This is a genomic window from Desmospora activa DSM 45169 (assembly GCF_003046315.1).
Taxonomy (GTDB): Bacteria; Bacillota; Bacilli; order Thermoactinomycetales; family DSM-45169; genus Desmospora; species Desmospora activa.
The window spans coordinates 1968226-1985890 of the sequence record NZ_PZZP01000001.1 but is presented as its reverse complement, the minus strand read 5'-3'; the positions used below and the strand labels follow the sequence as shown (position 1 = coordinate 1985890).

Sequence of the window (17665 nt, the reverse complement as noted above, 5' to 3'; positions counted from 1 at the left end):
CTCCTTTTACTCCACTTCTAAATCCGGGTAAGCGCTTTTTACGTTACGTTTAAAGTTTGTAAGCGCCTCATCCTTTGGAGTGGTGCCAACGGCGTACTGGCGCAAAACATCCAAAAAATAATTGTTAATGGAACGATCATATTGCGTAAGGATATTGCTTCGTTCAATCGCCGCATCGTGAAAGGCTGCATAAGGGTCTTGGCCGCCAAGCACATCAGAGGGGCGTTCCTCTGCTACAATCCGTTCCATCACTCGTTCATTTGCAGGGACGTCCCCTCGCTTCATGGCATCCTGATATAGGTGCTCCTCATCCAATGCTACCCGTTTGACAAATTCCCACGCCAGTTTCGGATTTTTGGCATCCTTGGTAATGCCGATCCAAGTACCGCCATTATGGTAGGGGATAAACGGATTTGCGATGCCCCAATTTCCGTATCCCTCTGTCTCTTTCGTCAGGTCAGCGATGGTATTTAGTTTCCATGTCGGGTTATAGTCAAGGAAGAATGAACCTTCAGTAAAGCCCGTCGTGTAGGAAGAATCAGTTGGAACTTCCGCCGCAAACATGTTCTCTTCGTACATTTTCTTCGATATGTCAAACAGCTCCATCGCCTCATCGCTGATGATGAGTTTATCCTCTATCACCCAGGGTTCTTTCCGTTTTAATAGATACATCTTTTGAAAATCTTCGATATTACCAATCAGTTGGCTGCCAACATTCATTTCCTTTAATTGATCGTTCAAAGCAAATAGACGCTTAAGGGATGAGGTTGCTTCTGCGACTTTCTTCGGGTCATCGCTGCCGATCAGTTCTTTTGCCAGCTCCCGGTTGTAATAAGCGACACCGATGGGATTTTGGTAGCCGACAGCTTTCATTTCCCCCTGGTCATTTCGCCCGAGAGCGGTGACATGCTCCGGGAAATTTTCCTCATAGTAAGCGATGTCTTCGGGAAACGCTTCTGACAGATCCAAGAAAGTGACATCGCTTTCGACCCATCTTCGTGTAATCGAATCATAAAGGTAGACAATATCAGGAACATTTTGCTGGGTTTTTAATACTTGCGTCAATTTCACCTGTAAATCAGTCGCATTTAAAATGGTGACATCGATGGTTACTCCATACTCTTCTTCAAATTCTTCCATCGTCTCTCGATCCAAGTCAAAGGGGATCCAAATAGTAAGGGTATCTTTTTTTTCGGATGAGGCGTCGTAGTTACAGCCGTACAGAAGGGTGGCAAGCAAGACAACAAGCAACAGCATTCGCATAGGCTTCACACCGTTCTCCCCCTATTCTTTGACAGCACCGGCTGTAAGTCCGGCGATGACGAATTTGGAGCAGAAAAAGAAGACGATCATAATCGGCATCGTGGATACGGCGATGGCTAAATAAAGGACGCCTAAATTGGGATCATACACCGATGAGCTCATCGATGCGATCAGAACCGGGAGCGTATATTTCTCCGGATCAAACAACAGGATGAGCGGATACAGGTAGTTGTTCCAGTTGGCGACAAATTGAAAAATCGCCATAGTGGCGATCGCCGGAGCGAGAATCGGCAGGCCAATCGCATGGAAAATCTTCAATTCTTTCGCCCCCTCTACGCGTGCCGCTTCAATTAAGCTTGGCGGTAGCGCAATTTCACCGTATTGTTTGATAAAGAAAACAGCAGGAGCAGCGGCAGCAGCCGGGATAATCAGTGGGGTATAGGTATTTAAAATACGAAGAGCCGCACTTAATTCGTACAGTCCAAGAATGCCGAGCTGTGATGGGATCATCATCGTGATCAGTACAAGCGCAAACAAAAGATTTCTTCCTCTAAACCGATACACGGCAAAAGCGAAAGCGGTCAAAGCAGAAACATAACAAGTAAGCACCGTCGCGGAAACGGTTACAAAAACACTGTTCCAAAAAGCGCCGAAAACATTGTAGATTTCGCTCATATCACGAAAGTTTTGGAGCAGATATGTCCCTGGTATAAATCGAAACTGACTCAGGATTTCGCCGTTGCTCCGTGTTGCATTCACGATCATTAAGTAAAACGGCATAAAACAGATGACCGCTAGTAGGATAAGGGACAAATACAGTAGATATTTAAGTGGGCGTTTCATGACTCGCTTCAATTACCGCACCTTCTTTCGGTAGCTGAGCAAAAAGAGAATACAGGAAAAGACAAGGATGATCATAAACATCCCGTAAGCAATCGCAGAGGAATAGCCGAAGTTATTAAACACAAAACCTTGGTTATAGAGATAAAGAACCAGTGTGTTTAACGCATTATTGGGTGCTCCCATGCCATCGGTCATGACCTGAGCCAAATCAAACAATTGCAAACCGCCGATGAACGAAGTAAGCATGAGGTACAAAAGAATGGGCTTCATTAACGGAAGCGTGATGGATGTAAAAATTTTCGCTAAGTTTGCACCGTCGATTTTAGCGGCTTCATAATAATCGTTTGAAATGGCGCTCATTCCAGCCAAGCAAATTAACATGTTATTTCCAAACCACATCCACCAGTTAATCGCAGCAATCGTGTTCTGGGTAAAATGGGGCATGGTTAAAAAGTTCATCGGCCCGTCAATGAGATTCCATTGTAGAAGCAGCTGGTTTAAAAGGCCGTTTGGAAACCCGAGAATGGCGCTAAAAAGCACACCAATCGTTGCTGCGGTTACTAAATTGGGCACATAATACACCGCTTTAAACAATGCTGCTCCCTTTACTTTCGCAATCGTAAACGTATACGCGATGATAAGGGCCATCGTAATCTGCGGAATAAAACCGACGATCCATATTTTGACCGTGTTATAAAAAGCCTGGTAAAACAACGGATCGCGCGCGAGCGTTACATAATTTGCAAGGCCGACAAACTCAGGTTTATTTAAGCCATCATAGCTCGTCATGCTTAAATAAAACGTATACAAAATCGGATAGAGATTAAAAACGATAAAAATAACCGCAAAGGGTACAAGAAAATAATAGCCATAGCGGTTCTTGTCAATGCGTTTGTTTTTTTTCGGTGTTCTGCCCAATACGGTTCGTTCTGCTTGGCGTGCGACTTCCACTTGGCCTCCTCCTTTCCCACCTTAAAATCATGACATCCTTTGCCCTTAACGCAACCATATCGCCTGCTTGATACTCACACTTACTCAAAAGCTCCTCGGCATCCAGCGGCATCACCATTTGTTCTCGATGATTTCCGTGGTTGAGGACAAAAGTATAGGTCCAGTCGCCTTTTTTTCGACTCGCTAGCTCGACATTTTCGGAAACAGCGATAAGAGGGTGAAGTTGATGGTGCTTGCATATCGAAGCAAACAGATCGTTTAGGAATTTGTCGTCTGCTTGACTGCCGATATACCAGGCTTCTCCTTTTCCATAAGCATTGCGTGTGACAACGGGGGTTCCCTGATAGTAATCACTTCCGTATGCAGCAACTACCTCAGCCGTCTCCGGGTGGATCACATCAAATAAAAGATTACATGGGTAAGACGCTTGCGTGAAAAATGGGTACCCCTGATTGACAACCATGGAGTTGTAGTGTTTTTCCTCCAACGAATCCGTTTCCTCTACCCATATGCCCAGCATCTTTTTCAAATGGCCGGGATAATCCATTAACACTGCTTGATTATTTTCATCCACCAGTCCGCTCAAATAGGTGGTTACAAGGGTGCCTCCGCGTGCGACAAATGACGCAAGGGCTTGATGAGCGTTTGACTTGACCATGTGATAAAGGGGAGCGACGACGATATCATATCCTTCAAAAGAATCGTCTGCGCTGACGATATCGACGGCTATCTTTTGCTGATACAGCGCTTGATAATAAGCGATGATGGTCTGCTGGTAATTGATATAGCGGGAGGGGCCATCGGACATCTCGATCGCCCACCAGCTATCCCAATCAAACAACAAGGCACATTTTGCCTCTGTTTGCCCGCCTGTGAAGGCATCCCCGAGTTCGTTCAATTCTGCGCCAATCTGTTTACATTCTTTAAACACCCGCGTATCATTTCTGCTGCCATGATTAATGATGGCACCGTGGTATTTTTCACAAGCCCCCTTTGACTGCCGCATTTGGAAATAGAGTACCGTATCCGACCCATGGGCCAGGGCTTGATAACTCCAAAGTCGATTTACACCTGGGCGCTTAATCGGGTTCACATCGCGGCAAGCAGTCACATTCGGCGTCTGCTCCATCAACCAGAACGACTGCCCTTTTTTTAATCCTCTCATTAAATCATGGGTTAAGGCCATGCGGGCCTCTGACTGCATATCAGGTGGGTAATTATCCCAAGAGATGAAGTCCAGATGAGGGGCCCAATCAAAATAATTAAGCGGCTTAAATAGGCCCATCATATTGGTTGTCACGGGGATCGAAGGGGTAATCGCTTTCAATTCGTTCTTTTCAGTAATGAAATTGGCAAGCAAGCTATCGGAATTAAAGCGCATATAATCGAGGGTGATTCCTTGAAAGGCGGTTACCTTTTCCCGCCCGAGATGCTCGCTCAAGGCATTGGGTGGAACGATTTCGTCCCAATCGTAAAACGTATGCGACCAAAAGGAGGTGTACCAGGCATCATTTAGTGCTTCCAGTGATCCATACTTGTTCCTGAGCCATATGCGAAACGCTTCTGCCGACTCATCCGAATAGCAAATGCCACCGTACTCATTGTTTACATGCCAAGCGACAATGTTATCGAGGTGACCATACCGTTCAGCCATCTTTCTCGCCATCAGCGGCGCAAACTTTTGATACGTCGGGCTATTGGGACAAGAATTATGCCGTTGCCCAAAACGTCGTTTCCTACCCTCGAAATCGACCCTGAGGATATCGGGGTATTTTTTAGCCATCCATGCGGGATGAGCAGCCGTTGCCGTTCCTAAACAAACGTTGCGTTTGGTACGATATAAATGCTCCATAATTTCATCCATCAGCGTAAAATCATACTCTTTCTCGCTTTTTTGGATTAAGCCCCACATAAAAATCCCAACGGAGACGGTATCGATATGCGCCTCATCAAACAGAGCCGTGTCTGTTTCCCAAACGTCTTTTGGCCACTGTTCCGGGTTATAGTCACCCCCGAACAACACTTTCCTCATCTTTTCCGCCCCCATGTTTGAAGGGAAGTTCCTTTATCTGTTTCCCTTCCAGTTCTTTGTAAGAAAACGAATGGAAATCAGCATGTTTGCGCATTCCGGATGTATCTTGGCAATGCATGCCGACAAAGGCGCCGGTAAAGAAGCCACCGTGAGCGATATAATCATCCGAAAGCTTATAGGAATCAAATGAAACGCCAAAATCTTCATAATGGAGACCATCAAAGGAATAGAAAAACGAAAATGTATCGTAACGGACACACACTTTTAGATGAACAGAAGCCGTATCTTCCGGGATGGTCACTTCATGTCCCTGTAACGGCTGGTACACTTGAAAGTGATCGCATTGGACCAGATCCAAAATCCGTCCTTTCTCCTCATGCCATGTGATTTGTGCAGAGACCCAATTTTCCGTGTCATAATAACAAATGATGCCCGCTGCCTGCTGAAACGTCTCTGGATAGAAAGAGACTACCGTTGCCGTATCAAAGGTAAGGCTTTGCCAACGCCGGGCGACAAGGGCCTGGGTATGCTTGGAATGGAGCGACTCCCGCCCGAACAAGCGCAGAATGCCCGCCTCGTGGTCAAGCACGCCAATCTCCTTATCAAAAGGAATGCGCAATGTCTGGAAATGATGGTTTAACACAGGTTCTTGAAACTGATCGCAGCTGGGGTAGTCCTGCTCCCACTCCACTTCCGGCAAATGAGGCGCTTCCACTTCAAGCGAAGGCAACGGTCCATCGACTACATACGGCCAATCGTCTTTCCATTCCACTTTTTGAATGGAGGTTTCCCGGCCTAGTGGACAAAATCCTCGTTCTTGTAAGATTTTTTTCCCTCGCCGTTTCACGGGCCGACCCATTAAATGAGCCATATACCATTCTCCTTGCTGTGTTTCCACAAGGGAAGCATGCCCGGCCTTTTGCAACGGGTGCCTCGGATCTGACCAGCTTGATAAAACCGGGTTGTGGGGATGGACTTCATAGGGCCCGTATATGTGCGTGGAGCGAGCGATCGTCGCAGCATGCTCATACTTGGTCCCACCTTCTGCTGTAAGCAAATAGTAATAGCCGTTTTTGCGGTAGAGATGGGGTGCTTCCGTTAAACCTAAGTCCGTCCCTTTAAAGATGATTTGCGGTTTGCCGATCAAACGTTTTTGCTGGCCATCGTATTCTTGTATTGCAATTCCGTAAAATTGATGGTTGTACACACGCTGATCCCACACCATATTGAGCAAATACTTGCGTCCATCTTCATCATGGAATAGGGAAGGATCAAAGCCGGAGCTGTTTAAATAAATCGGTTCGCTCCAATCGCCATCGACGGTTTCGCATGTCACAAGATAATTGTGCCCGTCCTTCCATGCACCTTCGACCACTTTGATATCGGAATAAATCAACCAAAACTGACCATCGTAATAGCTTAAACAAGGTGCCCATACCCCGCCTGAATCCGGGTTGCCGATCATGTTTAACTGACTGATGCGGTTAAGGGGTCTGCTGATTAAGTGCCAGTTCTTTAAATCGCGCGAATGGTGGATTTGCACGCCTGGAAACCATTCAAATGTTGATACCGCCATATAAAAATCATCACCGACGCGACAGATGCTGGGATCGGGATTAAAGCCTTTCAATACCGGGTTGTGAATCATCATGAAATGTCTCCCCTTTCGTTGATAGCGCTTACATTTAATGGCTAAGCCAATCATTTTCACTGCTTTTTATGCCGTTTATTCTACCAGTCTGCACAACCGAAAAGTATGTACATTCCTGCGTTCTTTTTGCCCAGAACTGCACTTGAAGGTAAACGATTGCGAGCATGGTAACAAGGGAGGCCTAGGCAACCATCGATTAAAAGGCTGCCCAAGATGGTGTGTTCTCACCTTTTGGCAGCCTTTGTTCTTCCGTCTATTCGCGTTGTGTGGTTGTTGCGGAACTGACTCGGGGTAAGCCCGGTCCAACGCTTAAATTGGCGGCTAAAATGAGAAAGGTCATAATAGCCGAGTTCATCTGCAACTGCTTCGATCGTCATGTTTTTTTGTAACAGCAGTGCTTTCGCTTTATTTAGCTTTTTAAACGACCAATATCTTCGCGGGGACATATGGTAAACTTTTTTAAACAATTGGTTGCAATAGGAAACGCTAATGTTTAGTTCGGTGGCGATTTTTTCTATCTTGCTGTTTTGCAGCTGCCCGCTTCTCTCTAAATTGCGCTCAATCTGCTCGGCAATTTGATAGGCAAGTTCCACTGTCCGCTCAGAAAGCGGCCTCCCTTCCTGCTCGTCCAGTCCGATCACAAGCATGCCGAGCATTTCAAACATCAACGCTTGCATATTCATTTTCTCAACCAAGCCAAATTTGGGATGTTTGAGCAAGGTGGCGATCCGTTCAAGAAAAGGCGCCATTCTCCGGGCTAGGCTGCTGTCTGCTTTAAAAAACAATGGATCGACATGGGTTAAATAGGGCAAGAACAATTTATCGTCGATATTAAAATGGATGCATAGGTATGTGAAAGGTTCCGTATTTCCGCCTCGGCTGGTATGGAGTTCCCCTGGTCTGACAAGGATCAAATCGCCGGTAAACTGTTGATGCTGTCTGCCCTCGATGGTGAAAATTTGGTGTCCGTTGAGGACCCAGTTGATCTCATAAATCGTATGATGGTGTTCCGGGTAAACCCACGATCCCTTTACTTGTCGTATATGCACACCGAAAAGTTCAAGCTCTGTTTTTGTATCGGGGTAAATGGATTCACTAATGACATACTGCTTGGTGATGTCTTCGCTTGCCTGCCCATCGTCTGTAAAGATGAGGTTCACGTTGCTCCCCTCCATTTTTTCTTTATTATAACGCTGCTTAAGTACTACTTTTGAAAGGGCTTCTCTGCTACTGTTCTCGTTTACCATGTTCGTCAGCCTGCTTCATAAATGCGGCTTATTAGGCGGTAAATGGGACGGGAAGGCGAGTAGAGGAGAATGGATTGTGTATAACGTTTTTGCAGGGTTAAGGGATTCAAAAGAGGGTAGGGTATGATACGATGATAAAAGAGAAAATCGAGAAAGGGTGGTCACGATGGCACGAACTGAATCCAACATGATTCCCCTCGGCAGCCCAGCTCCACTGTTTTCCCTACCGGATGCGGTATCAGGAAAAATCGATTCCCTGGATGAGTTAAAGTCCGACAAAGCGACCGTTATTATGTTTATCTGCAACCACTGTCCCTTTGTCAAGCATGTGCAGGCGCAACTGGTACAAGTGGCACAGGACTACCAAGCGAAGGGCGTCACTTTTATCGCCATCAACGCCAATGACGCAGAGACGTATCCCGACGATTCCCCAGAGAACATGAAGGAAGTGGCAGCAGAAGCGGGCTATCCATTCCCTTATCTTTTTGATGAATCCCAAGAAGTAGCAAAGGCGTATCAAGCAGCATGTACCCCTGACTTTTTTGTTTTTGACGGCGAGTTGAAGCTAGCCTATCGCGGCCAATTGGATGATTCCCGTCCCCAAAACGGCATTCCAGTGACCGGTGAATCGCTCCGGGCAGCTTTGGATCTTTTGTTGCAGGGAAAACCAGTCCCGCCGGAACAAAAACCGAGTATCGGCTGCAATATCAAATGGAAACCGGAATAACTGAACCCCAACCCCATACCCTTGATGTTGAAACCCGGCTCCCAACCGTTGTTGTGAAGCCGGGTTTTTTGCTGATGCTTGGGGTTTTCCCGTAGAAGGAGATATTATAATATAGTGAAAACGGTTGCACTACCTAAATAAAAGGAGCTCTTACCATGGCTACGATCAAAGATGTTGCCACGATTGCAGGTGTATCTCCGTCAACGGTTTCCCGGGTGATCGCCGGGAGTCCCCGCATCAGTGAACCGACGAAGGAGAAGGTGCGGCAAGCGATGGCACAGGTGAACTATGTCCCTAACGCCATTGCCCGCAGCTTGGCCCAAGCCAATACACGTACCGTCGGCTTTGCTTTATCCCGAAGGGCTGATCACGCTTTTTCCAATCCCTTCTTTTCCGAGGTGTTACGGGGAATGTCTGCGGTGGCTCAGCTGCAGGGTTATAATATTTTACTTTCCATCAGTATAGATGAAAACGAAGAGAAGGAAAAATGTCTGCAATTGATTCGGGAGCGACGGGTGGACGGGTTGATCATTTCCACCTCCAGGATTCGCGATGAGCTGATTTCTACATTAGTGCAAGAAGAAGCTCCTTTTGTTGTGATTGGGCGCAGTATGGAGCATCCGGTGCCAGCAGTCAATAACGACAATGTTCACGCTGCTGCCCAAGCCACCTTACATCTACTGGATCAGGGGTATCGGGACATCGCCTTCATTGGTGGTCCAAACGATATGGTGGTAACGCTGGATCGGTTGCAGGGGTATAAACAAGCCTTGAAACAGCGGCAACTTGCGGTGGAAACGGAACGGATCGCATCTGTCGGCTTTTCGGAGGAGAGCGGATTTCAAGCCTTATGTCACATGCGCGCCCATGGGATTACATTTGATGCCATATTGGCCTCTGATGATCTGTTTGCCTTGGGTGCGCTTCGCTTTGCCCATCATGCTGGTTTATCCATTCCTGCCGATTTAGGGATCGTCGGCTTTAATGACACTCCGATGATGGCTTATGCTCATCCGCCTTTAACCAGTGTTCGCATCCTTTCTTATGAGCTGGGAGTGGAAGCGATGCAGTTGCTTTTGGATGGATTGGCGGATCCAGAACATTGGCAGCATAAAAAAGAAGTGGTTCTACCCTCCCACTTGGAGGTGCGCGCCTCCACCGCCCGCCTTAAGGAATAAGCATTGACCTGAGTCTACGGTTTGATGTGTCCCTTGCCTGTGATATGATGTTCAGAGGCAGAGTTGAGCTTGAATTTGTGTGTAGGAAAAGGATGAAGAATCATGATCTATCTGGACAATAGTGCTACAACGCGAATCAATCCTGAAGTGGTACGCGTCATGACGGATGTCATGCAAAACATATATGGAAATCCCGCCTCTCTCCATGGTTTGGGGGGGAAGGCGGAACGGCTAGTCACCCAGGCACGGCGGGCGCTGGCCGATACATTACGCGTCTCCCCTTCATCCCTCGTGTTTACTTCAGGCGGGACGGAATCAAACAACCTCGCCGTCAAAGGGGCGGCTTATCAGTTTCGCCAACGTGGTCGCCACATTGTGACGACTGCGGTCGAACATGCTTCTGTGTATGAAGTGATGGGACAGTTAAAGCAGGAAGGCTGGAAGGTTACGGTTTTGCCTGTGGACAGTCTGGGAAGAGTAGATCCGCAAGCGGTGGAAGAGGCAGTTACAGAGGATACCGTGCTTGTATCGGTGATGCATGTCAATAATGAAACGGGTACCATCCAGCCGGTACAAGCGATCGGGGAGCGACTGCGCCGCTACCCCAAGGTTCTTTTTCATGTGGATGCGGTTCAGGCTTTTGGCAAAGTCCCGTTGCAACCGCAACAATGGGGCGTTGATCTGATGACCTTCTCCGCCCATAAATTTCATGGACCGAAAGGGGCAGGTGCCCTCTATATTCGCGAAGGGGTGCGACTAACCCCGCTACTAGTCGGAGGAGGCCAGGAAGAGGGTTTTCGTTCAGGAACGCTAAATGTACCAGGAATCGTCGGCTTATCCAAAGCGGCGGTGTTAGCGGAGCAACAGCGCCTGGAGGCGACAAATCGGTGGGCGGACTGGAAAGAATCGATGTTGGAACAGGTGAGTGAAACATTGACAGGGATGCGGGTAAACGGAGATGTGAGTCGTACGGGCAGTGCTCCTCATATTCTTTCTCTTTCCTTTCCGGGGTTGAAGTCGGAAGTGATCGTCCATGCCTTAGAGGAAGAGGGAGTTATTGTCTCCAGTAAATCAGCCTGCTCTTCTAAAGGGGAGAAGCCTAGTCGCATTCTGAAGGCAATGGGGCTAAGTGATGAAGAGGCGATCGGGGCGATTCGAATCAGCATGGGGATGGATACGGAAGCAAATGATATCGACCGAGTCGCGGAGGCTCTAAAACGGGTAATTCCGCGATTACAACAACTGATGAAGGTGCATGGTATATGAGTGAATGGATTTTGGTACGATACGGTGAGTTAGCCTTAAAGGGGCGCAATCGCTCCGATTTTGAAAATCGATTAATGCAAAATATCCGCTTCAAACTGGCTTCATTTCCTAATGCTAGATTAAAAAAGACATATGGTCGCATTTTTGTAGAGTTACAGGGAGAGCCGATGGAAGCAGTGATCGATTCCTTGCGTGAGGTATTCGGTGTAGTTGGCATCTGTCCCGCCAAAAAAGTGGAGACGGACTTGGATACGATCAAGCAAGCAGCCATTGAGTTGGTAAAGGAACATGAGCCACTTCCGCGGACGTTTAAAGTGAAGGCCAAACGGGCGCACAAAGGTTTTTCCCATGATTCCAATACCATCAATCGGCAGGTAGGAAGTGCGATTTTGCGGGAGATTGAAGGTCTTCGGGTCGATGTGCACAATCCGGAATTATTGCTGCATGTAGAGGTACGAAAAGAGGCGACCTATCTGTATGGTCGTGATGTTCCCGGTTTGGGTGGATTGCCTGTGGGCAGCAGTGGACGGGTGATGCTGATGTTGTCCGGTGGCATCGATAGCCCGGTTGCCGCCTATCTGGCGATGAAACGGGGGGCGACAGTGGAAGCGGTCCATTTTCACAGTTATCCCTTTACCAGTGAGCGAGCCAAACAAAAAGTGGTGGATCTTGCTCAGATTTTGACTCGATACGGCGGGGATATTCGTTTGCATGTTGTCCCCTTTACGGAGATTCAGACACAGATCCGGGAAAAATGCCAGCAATCGTACTTGATTACCATTATGCGCCGTTATATGGTACGGATATCGGAAGCCATTGCCCGCAATCAAGGCGCATTGGCACTGGTGACGGGGGAGAGTTTGGGCCAGGTGGCCAGTCAAACACTGGAGAGTATGAATGCCATCAATGATGCGGCTCGCCTTCCTATTTTGCGTCCGCTGATCGGCATGGACAAACAGGAGATCATGGATATCTCGAAACGGATCGGTACCTATGAAACCTCCATCCTTCCTTATGAAGATTGTTGTACCGTTTTTCAGCCCAAATCACCGGTCACCCGGCCCAGTGTCGCCTTATCCCGGGAATTGGAAGCGCGCCTGGATGTGGAGCAGTTGGTGCGGGAAGCGGTAGCAGGAACGGAATTGATCCATCTTAAACCTGGACAGGGAGAAGACGAATTTCATTATTTTTAAGGAACCACCCGACTGCCGGGTGGTTTTTCCTTATCCGCATCAACTCCTTCGAGTTGGAATGGGGGCTTTTGCTTTGGCCCATACTAACTCTGTTCCAGTTGAAAGGGGGAGAAGTTGGAGTGGTGACCGGCGGAATTATTCATTTATGGCGTGTGGTGGACTGGATTTATTTTCATATCAGTCGGTTACAGTACGTGGATCAGGAAAATCAAAACTTATTTCGGGTGGTGATTAAACGATATCGCGGAGAATCATTGACAACCCGTGATGGGGTCAAATTACATCCTGGTGATCGGTATGCCAAACTCCATCTTCACAATTGGCGCTTAGCCCAGTTGTTACGTTCGGCCCGTAAAAACGGAGGGCAATCAGTTACAGCCCTCCGCATGGAGTTGATGGTGATGAGGCGAATTCGGCAGTCATTGCCTGCTTTGGCGATGTTTATTAACCAACATCCCCATAGTGAAGAGATTCAAGTGTTGGCAGGAACCACTTTTCTCTTCCGGGGAGCCGATCATCTTGGGTTTGATATTGCTGATTTTAATCATCCCTGGAAAAGTAAATCCAAAACGATGCTTTTAAAATTGATCTTACTCTTTTGTCAGCCGACACAATGGAAACAGCTTTACAGCCGACGCGGTTTAGTTCCGAAACGGGTGTTTATCTCCCGCCATCAATTGAATCGAACCTATAAAATGAGGACGGAGCCATGAGTGGGACACGGGTATTGCTTTTAACCGAAACCATTGGAGGCAGCGGACATTATCAGGCGGCCAAAGCGATTCGTGCCGGTCTCAAGCGGGTCGATCCCCATGTTCAGGTAAAAATTGAATGCGGTTTATCCCATTTTAGCCCATCGCTGGAGATCTGCATTCGCCATTTTTACTTAAATACCCTCCGCTTTGTGCCTAATTTGTGGGGGGTGGCTTATCAACGGGAAAGAACCTGGAGCCAATGGTTTCAAACCCCATTGGGAGAGGTGCTATCAGCTAAACTGTCCCGCCTGCTCACACAATATCAACCGGATGTTGTGGTATGTACCCATGCCTTTTGCCTAGGGGCAATGGGGCGGCTAAAGGAGAAAAACAGACTTCATTTTCGCTTGGGAGCGGCGATTACCGACTTTGCCGCCAATGCTTTTTGGATGCACCCAGCCGTTGATTTTTACTTAGTCGCTCATGAGAGCTTAGCCGAGAATATCCATACGGTGTTTCATGTGCCCCGTGAGCGCTTATGGGCGACCGGCATTCCGATCGACCCTCGCTTTGCCGATGAAACAGAAGAAAAAACGTCATTAAAGCAGAAGATGGGGATCGATCCTGCCGCCTTTACTGTGTTATTGATGGGTGGAGGTGTCGGTTTGGGGCCCTTGGAGCAAGCGATGGCATCGTTTCAAAGGGAGATGCCCACTGGGGAGCTGATTGTGGTAACAGGACGGAACAAACGGTTGTTGGAGCGATTATCTTCCCGTTATCGGGGGGAGCCCGGTGTTCACTTGGTGGGCTATACACATAAGATACGGGAATGGATGAACGCATCCGATTTGATTGTTAGTAAAGCAGGGGGATTAACCAGTTCGGAAGCGTTAGCCGTTGGGCTTCCCATTATGATATGCCGTCCGATTCCAGGACAGGAAGAGCGAAACAGCCGCTTTTTAACCAATCATCGCGTCGCATTGAGACAGGATCGGCCGGCGTCTATTCCTCGTCATATCTATCCCCTGATGCAAGCGCCGCAACGCTGGGAAGAGATGCGAATACGGGCCAGCCGTTTGGGTAAGCCGCACTCAGCTTTAGATGCCGCCGAGGTGATATTGGGTTAACTCATTTATCCCCACTAAAAATAAAAAAACAAGCGTTGGCACCAAGAGGTCGCCAACGCTTGTTTCGAGATGCATTTTACGATTTCATGGATGGTCCGGAACCGAGGCTGTGAAAGGTGATCTCTGGACGGGAACCGTAGCGCAAATTAAATCCGGTCTGTCCCAAGCCGTCACTGATATAAAAAGCGCGCTGTTGGTGATAGTGCAGGCCACTGATGATATTGAGACCGGGAAGCTTACCCATTTTGCGCAGATGGTAGGGTTTTGGCCAACAGATTTGCCCACCGTGAAAATGCCCAGATAAGAGATAATCAAAATGGTGATCCATCTCCAACACAATGTGGGGATCATGGGTTAACACCAGATTGATTCCATCTGAAACGCCCTCATAGGCACGATCCGCATCACTACGGCCAGTATAGGCATCGTCGATTCCGATGATATTTAGTTTTTGACCGTCAATCTCGATGGTATGATGCTCGTTTTTAAGAACGATACAGCCACGACGTTCCATTTCCGTTTGAATGTAAGGCAAATGGTCAGCGATACAGTAATCGTGATTGCCAAAAACGGCATACATGCCGTAACGAGGCTTTAGGCTATTGAGGACGTCCATATATTGGAGAAAGCGTGCTGTCATCTGTTTGGTATCCAGATAATCACCGGTTAAGGCGATTAAGTCGATCCGTTCGCTTTTCACCTGTTCCAGCAGGATTTCAGGGGAGATCGAGCACCGTTCCATATGAAGATCTGATAAGTGCAAAATGCGTAGACCATTATTTTCGATGGGGTGAGTAATCTCAATATCAATGTGTTTAACAGTAGGTTTATAGGTGTTATAATGGCCGATTCCCCACCAGATAACGAACAGTACCAGTGCAATGGTTGATATGAGTAACATGAACTTTTCCACCCCCTATTTAAAGGCAATTCTTCTATATGGTAAAGGATTATATGGAATCAGTCGAGGGATAAAAAAGGAAAATTTGATGGATATTTTTTGAAGAGAACGTAAAGCCCCCATCCAACTCAGGATGGGGGGGCGTTTGGCTGGGGAGGCAGGGATCGAACCTGCGTATCACGGAGTCAAAGTCCGTTGCCTTACCTCTTGGCTACTCCCCATCAATACAGGGGGAAGGGCTTTTTTAGTTCTTTCCATGGCACTTTTACTATGTATCCAACAGCGATATATTATGCAACTTCGACAAATTTATATAAAAAAATACAATTTAGGAAGGGATATGGCGAAAAATGTCGAAGAGAAGGAATCGTAAGACAATCTTTCCAAACAAAAGGAGGTGAAAAGGTGGATGCGGCTCAAACGGTGACAGAATTATTGGAAGAGACCATTCGCTCCGGTGCGAGTGACTTACATATTGAACCACAGCATGATCACGTCAACATTCGTCAGCGGGTGGATGGTTTTTTAGTCCCTTTGCGTCAATTTCCCAAAGAGACTTTGGGGGCACTGGTTTCCCGGATCAAGGTGATGGCCCATATGGATATCGGAGAAAAACGGCTGCCGCAAGACGGTGCCATGATGATGCAGGACCGTAGAGAACGGGTGGATATCCGTGTATCCAGTATGCCTACGTTACACGGAGAGAAGCTGGTGTTGCGATTGTTGCGCAACCGGCCAGAGCTTCTTTCTCTGTCTGAGCTGGGAGTGGGCAAAGACGAGGCGGAACGGCTTCGATCCATGTTGACTAAGCCGGGTGGACTGATCGTTGTGACCGGACCGACCGGGACGGGAAAAACTACTACATTGTATTCAATGCTTCAGGAATTGAACCGCTCGGAGCGAAACGTCGTCACATTGGAAGATCCGGTGGAATTCCAACTTCCGGGGATTAATCAGATTCAGATGAACCGCAAAGCGGGTCTCACATTTGCGTTGGGATTACGTGCGGTTTTGCGGCAGGATCCCGACATCATCATGTTGGGCGAGGTGCGGGATCGAGAAACTGCGGAAATCGCGATCAGGGCCGCTTTGACTGGGCACTTAGTGTTGACTACTTTGCATACGCTGGATGCGGCCAGTTCGATTACGCGGTTATTGGATATGGATATTGAACCGTATAAAATCGCCTCAGCCTTGACAGGTGTGGTGGCGCAACGGTTGGTACGTTTGATTTGTCGTTACTGTCGCGGAGTGGGGTGTGAAAAATGTCATCAGACCGGGTATCGCCGACGAACGGGGGCATTTGAAGTGTTGGCGCTAAAAGAAGAAATGCAACCCCTCGTGGTGGAACGCGCTTCCCTTGCCCAGTTGCGGAATGCATTTAAAAAAGCGGGAATGCGTCCGCTTCAAGAAGTGATCTTGGAAAAAGTATTAACCGGCCAGACCACGATTGCGGAATATCATCGGGTGGTGGAGGTAAGCAATGAAACGATTGTGGAAAAGGGAAAAACGCATCCCGGTTGATCGTCTGGCTCAAGTAAGTCAACATCTGGGCCAACTGTTGGATGCCGGTTTTTCGCTCGTTCCCAGTTTACGGTTATTGCAGGAGCAGGAGATATTGAAACCGGAAGAAGCGGATGCGATTCAATCTGCCTTGGATCGCGGGGAGAGTTTGTCACATGCCTTGGCTGACGCTGGATTTCCGCCGTTGTTTGTCTCTTTTATTCGTGCTGCGGAAGAACACGGAGATTTAATTTTTGGATTAAAACAGTGTGAAGAGTATTACACCCAGCAAGCTCGCTTCTATCGGGAAGTGTCACAGGCAATGGCGTATCCGTTGGTTGTACTGCTGTTAGTAGGATTTTCCTTTTCCTTTCTCGTGACAACCATCGTCCCACGGTTTACCGAATTGTATGAAACCATGGGGTTGGAGTTGCCGCTTTATACGAAAACGGTGTTAACCGTCCATCAGTTTTTGCCGACAGTGGGATTGACGGTAGCGGGAATGGTTTTGTCGATCTGGATCTTACAAAGGGTGATCTCCCATCTATCCCCGGATCGTCGTGCGGTTGTTGAGGAACGGTGGCGGCGGCTTCCTCTCTTGCGCTCTTTTTATACCCTGCGCTTTACCCATTACCTGACCGTGCAATTAGGAAGTCTGCTTCAGTCTGGAGTGCCGCTGTTACGAGCGGTGGAAATCATTGGGGAATTGAGTCCATGGGGTTCCTTGGCCCGGAGTGTGGATCGAATTCGGTTGGGTTTGTTACAGGGGGAGGCATTTCACCAATCGGTTGAAAATGAAGGGGGACGATTTCTACCGGCGCTATCGCGGTTGGCTGCATTAGGTGAGGAGTCCGGCCGTTTGGATCAATCCCTGCTCACCTTGGGTAGGGGAACGGAATTGATCATGCGGGAACGGCTGAGACGATGGACGCGAAGCTTGGAACCAATTTTGATTTTTGTGATCGGGTTGTTGATGGCAGCTACTGTTATTGCGATGTTTTTGCCGATGTTGCATTTGGTACAAGCGATGTAAAAAAGGAGTGAAAAAACAGCACTCATTTTTATAGAAAAATATGGAAAGAAATGGA

General features: G+C 47.8%; 15 protein-coding genes and 1 tRNA gene. 8 read left to right on the top strand and 8 right to left on the bottom strand.

The annotated features are described in order from the left end of the window. Positions 1 to 6: 6 nt before the first annotated feature. The 6 genes from C8J48_RS09690 to C8J48_RS09665 form a co-directional block, all read right to left on the bottom strand. Complete coding sequence (locus C8J48_RS09690) at positions 7 to 1263, bottom strand: ABC transporter substrate-binding protein (protein ID WP_245891204.1); 1257 nt, start codon at positions 1261 to 1263, stop codon at positions 7 to 9. 21 nt (positions 1264 to 1284) lie between these two features. Then, complete coding sequence (locus C8J48_RS09685) at positions 1285 to 2118, bottom strand: carbohydrate ABC transporter permease (RefSeq protein ID WP_245891117.1); 834 nt, start codon at positions 2116 to 2118, stop codon at positions 1285 to 1287. Next, complete coding sequence (locus C8J48_RS09680) at positions 2119 to 3057, bottom strand: carbohydrate ABC transporter permease (RefSeq protein WP_245891116.1); 939 nt, start codon at positions 3055 to 3057, stop codon at positions 2119 to 2121. Further along, on the bottom strand, positions 2990 to 5089 hold the full coding sequence (locus C8J48_RS09675) for a beta-galactosidase (protein ID WP_245891115.1): 2100 nt from the start codon (positions 5087 to 5089) through the stop codon (positions 2990 to 2992). Before C8J48_RS09675 ends, C8J48_RS09680 begins: the two co-directional genes overlap by 68 nt. Further along, entirely contained in the window at positions 5064 to 6737 is a 1674-nt protein-coding gene (locus tag C8J48_RS09670) for a glycoside hydrolase family 43 protein (RefSeq protein ID WP_107727679.1), read from the bottom strand. Before C8J48_RS09670 ends, C8J48_RS09675 begins: the two co-directional genes overlap by 26 nt. A 227-nt stretch (positions 6738 to 6964) precedes the next feature. Beyond that, positions 6965 to 7900: an AraC family transcriptional regulator gene (locus C8J48_RS09665; RefSeq protein WP_245891114.1), complete on the bottom strand. Its 936-nt coding sequence runs from the start codon at positions 7898 to 7900 to the stop codon at positions 6965 to 6967. A gap of 253 nt (positions 7901 to 8153) precedes the next feature. On the opposite strand from C8J48_RS09665, the gene C8J48_RS09660 reads away from it, so the two are divergent. From C8J48_RS09660 to C8J48_RS09635, 6 genes are all read left to right on the top strand, one after another. Beyond that, a complete protein-coding gene (locus tag C8J48_RS09660; RefSeq protein ID WP_107726299.1) occupies positions 8154 to 8714 on the top strand; it encodes a thioredoxin family protein in 561 nt (186 codons plus the stop codon). Positions 8715 to 8869: 155 nt separating this feature from the next. Next, positions 8870 to 9892: a LacI family DNA-binding transcriptional regulator gene (locus tag C8J48_RS09655; RefSeq protein ID WP_107726297.1), complete on the top strand. Its 1023-nt coding sequence runs from the start codon at positions 8870 to 8872 to the stop codon at positions 9890 to 9892. A 102-nt stretch (positions 9893 to 9994) separates the two neighbouring features. Continuing rightward, positions 9995 to 11158: a cysteine desulfurase family protein gene (locus C8J48_RS09650; protein ID WP_107726296.1), complete on the top strand. Its 1164-nt coding sequence runs from the start codon at positions 9995 to 9997 to the stop codon at positions 11156 to 11158. Next, a complete protein-coding gene (thiI, locus tag C8J48_RS09645; protein ID WP_107726294.1) occupies positions 11155 to 12351 on the top strand; it encodes a tRNA uracil 4-sulfurtransferase ThiI in 1197 nt (398 codons plus the stop codon). The genes C8J48_RS09650 and thiI overlap by 4 nt, the downstream gene beginning before the upstream one ends. 119 nt (positions 12352 to 12470) lie before the next feature. Next, positions 12471 to 13064, top strand: a complete 594-nt coding sequence (locus tag C8J48_RS09640; RefSeq protein ID WP_107726292.1) for a YkoP family protein — start codon at positions 12471 to 12473, stop codon at positions 13062 to 13064. Continuing rightward, complete coding sequence (locus C8J48_RS09635) at positions 13061 to 14173, top strand: MGDG synthase family glycosyltransferase (protein ID WP_107726290.1); 1113 nt, start codon at positions 13061 to 13063, stop codon at positions 14171 to 14173. Before C8J48_RS09640 ends, C8J48_RS09635 begins: the two co-directional genes overlap by 4 nt. A 76-nt stretch (positions 14174 to 14249) precedes the next feature. On the opposite strand, the gene C8J48_RS09630 is transcribed toward C8J48_RS09635, so the two are convergent. Together C8J48_RS09630 and C8J48_RS09625 are read right to left on the bottom strand one after the other, a co-directional pair. Continuing rightward, positions 14250 to 15074 carry a metallophosphoesterase gene (locus C8J48_RS09630; protein ID WP_107726288.1) on the bottom strand — a complete coding sequence of 275 codons (825 nt, stop codon included), beginning with the start codon at positions 15072 to 15074 and terminating at the stop codon, positions 14250 to 14252. A gap of 146 nt (positions 15075 to 15220) precedes the next feature. After that, a tRNA-Gln gene (locus C8J48_RS09625) sits at positions 15221 to 15295 on the bottom strand. A gap of 184 nt (positions 15296 to 15479) precedes the next feature. On the opposite strand from C8J48_RS09625, the gene C8J48_RS09620 reads away from it, so the two are divergent. Continuing rightward, entirely contained in the window at positions 15480 to 16598 is a 1119-nt protein-coding gene (locus C8J48_RS09620) for a GspE/PulE family protein (RefSeq protein WP_170105342.1), read from the top strand. Further along, positions 16558 to 17610, top strand: a complete 1053-nt coding sequence (locus tag C8J48_RS09615; protein WP_107726284.1) for a type II secretion system F family protein — start codon at positions 16558 to 16560, stop codon at positions 17608 to 17610. Before C8J48_RS09620 ends, C8J48_RS09615 begins: the two co-directional genes overlap by 41 nt. The last annotated feature ends 55 nt before the right edge of the window (positions 17611 to 17665 follow it).

Bases quoted from the DNA above. Each gene is read 5' to 3' on its own strand.
- C8J48_RS09660 (WP_107726299.1), top strand. From the start codon at position 8,154: ATGGCACGAACTGAATCCAACATGATTCCCCTCGGCAGCCCAGCTCCA.
- C8J48_RS09675 (WP_245891115.1), bottom strand. From the start codon at position 5,089: ATGAGGAAAGTGTTGTTCGGGGGTGACTATAACCCGGAACAGTGGCCA.
- C8J48_RS09630 (WP_107726288.1), bottom strand. From the start codon at position 15,074: ATGTTACTCATATCAACCATTGCACTGGTACTGTTCGTTATCTGGTGG.
- C8J48_RS09635 (WP_107726290.1), top strand. From the start codon at position 13,061: ATGAGTGGGACACGGGTATTGCTTTTAACCGAAACCATTGGAGGCAGC.
- C8J48_RS09670 (WP_107727679.1), bottom strand. From the start codon at position 6,737: ATGATTCACAACCCGGTATTGAAAGGCTTTAATCCCGATCCCAGCATC.
- C8J48_RS09655 (WP_107726297.1), top strand. From the start codon at position 8,870: ATGGCTACGATCAAAGATGTTGCCACGATTGCAGGTGTATCTCCGTCA.
- thiI (WP_107726294.1), top strand. From the start codon at position 11,155: ATGAGTGAATGGATTTTGGTACGATACGGTGAGTTAGCCTTAAAGGGG.
- C8J48_RS09650 (WP_107726296.1), top strand. From the start codon at position 9,995: ATGATCTATCTGGACAATAGTGCTACAACGCGAATCAATCCTGAAGTG.
- C8J48_RS09690 (WP_245891204.1), bottom strand. From the start codon at position 1,263: ATGCGAATGCTGTTGCTTGTTGTCTTGCTTGCCACCCTTCTGTACGGC.
- C8J48_RS09615 (WP_107726284.1), top strand. From the start codon at position 16,558: ATGAAACGATTGTGGAAAAGGGAAAAACGCATCCCGGTTGATCGTCTG.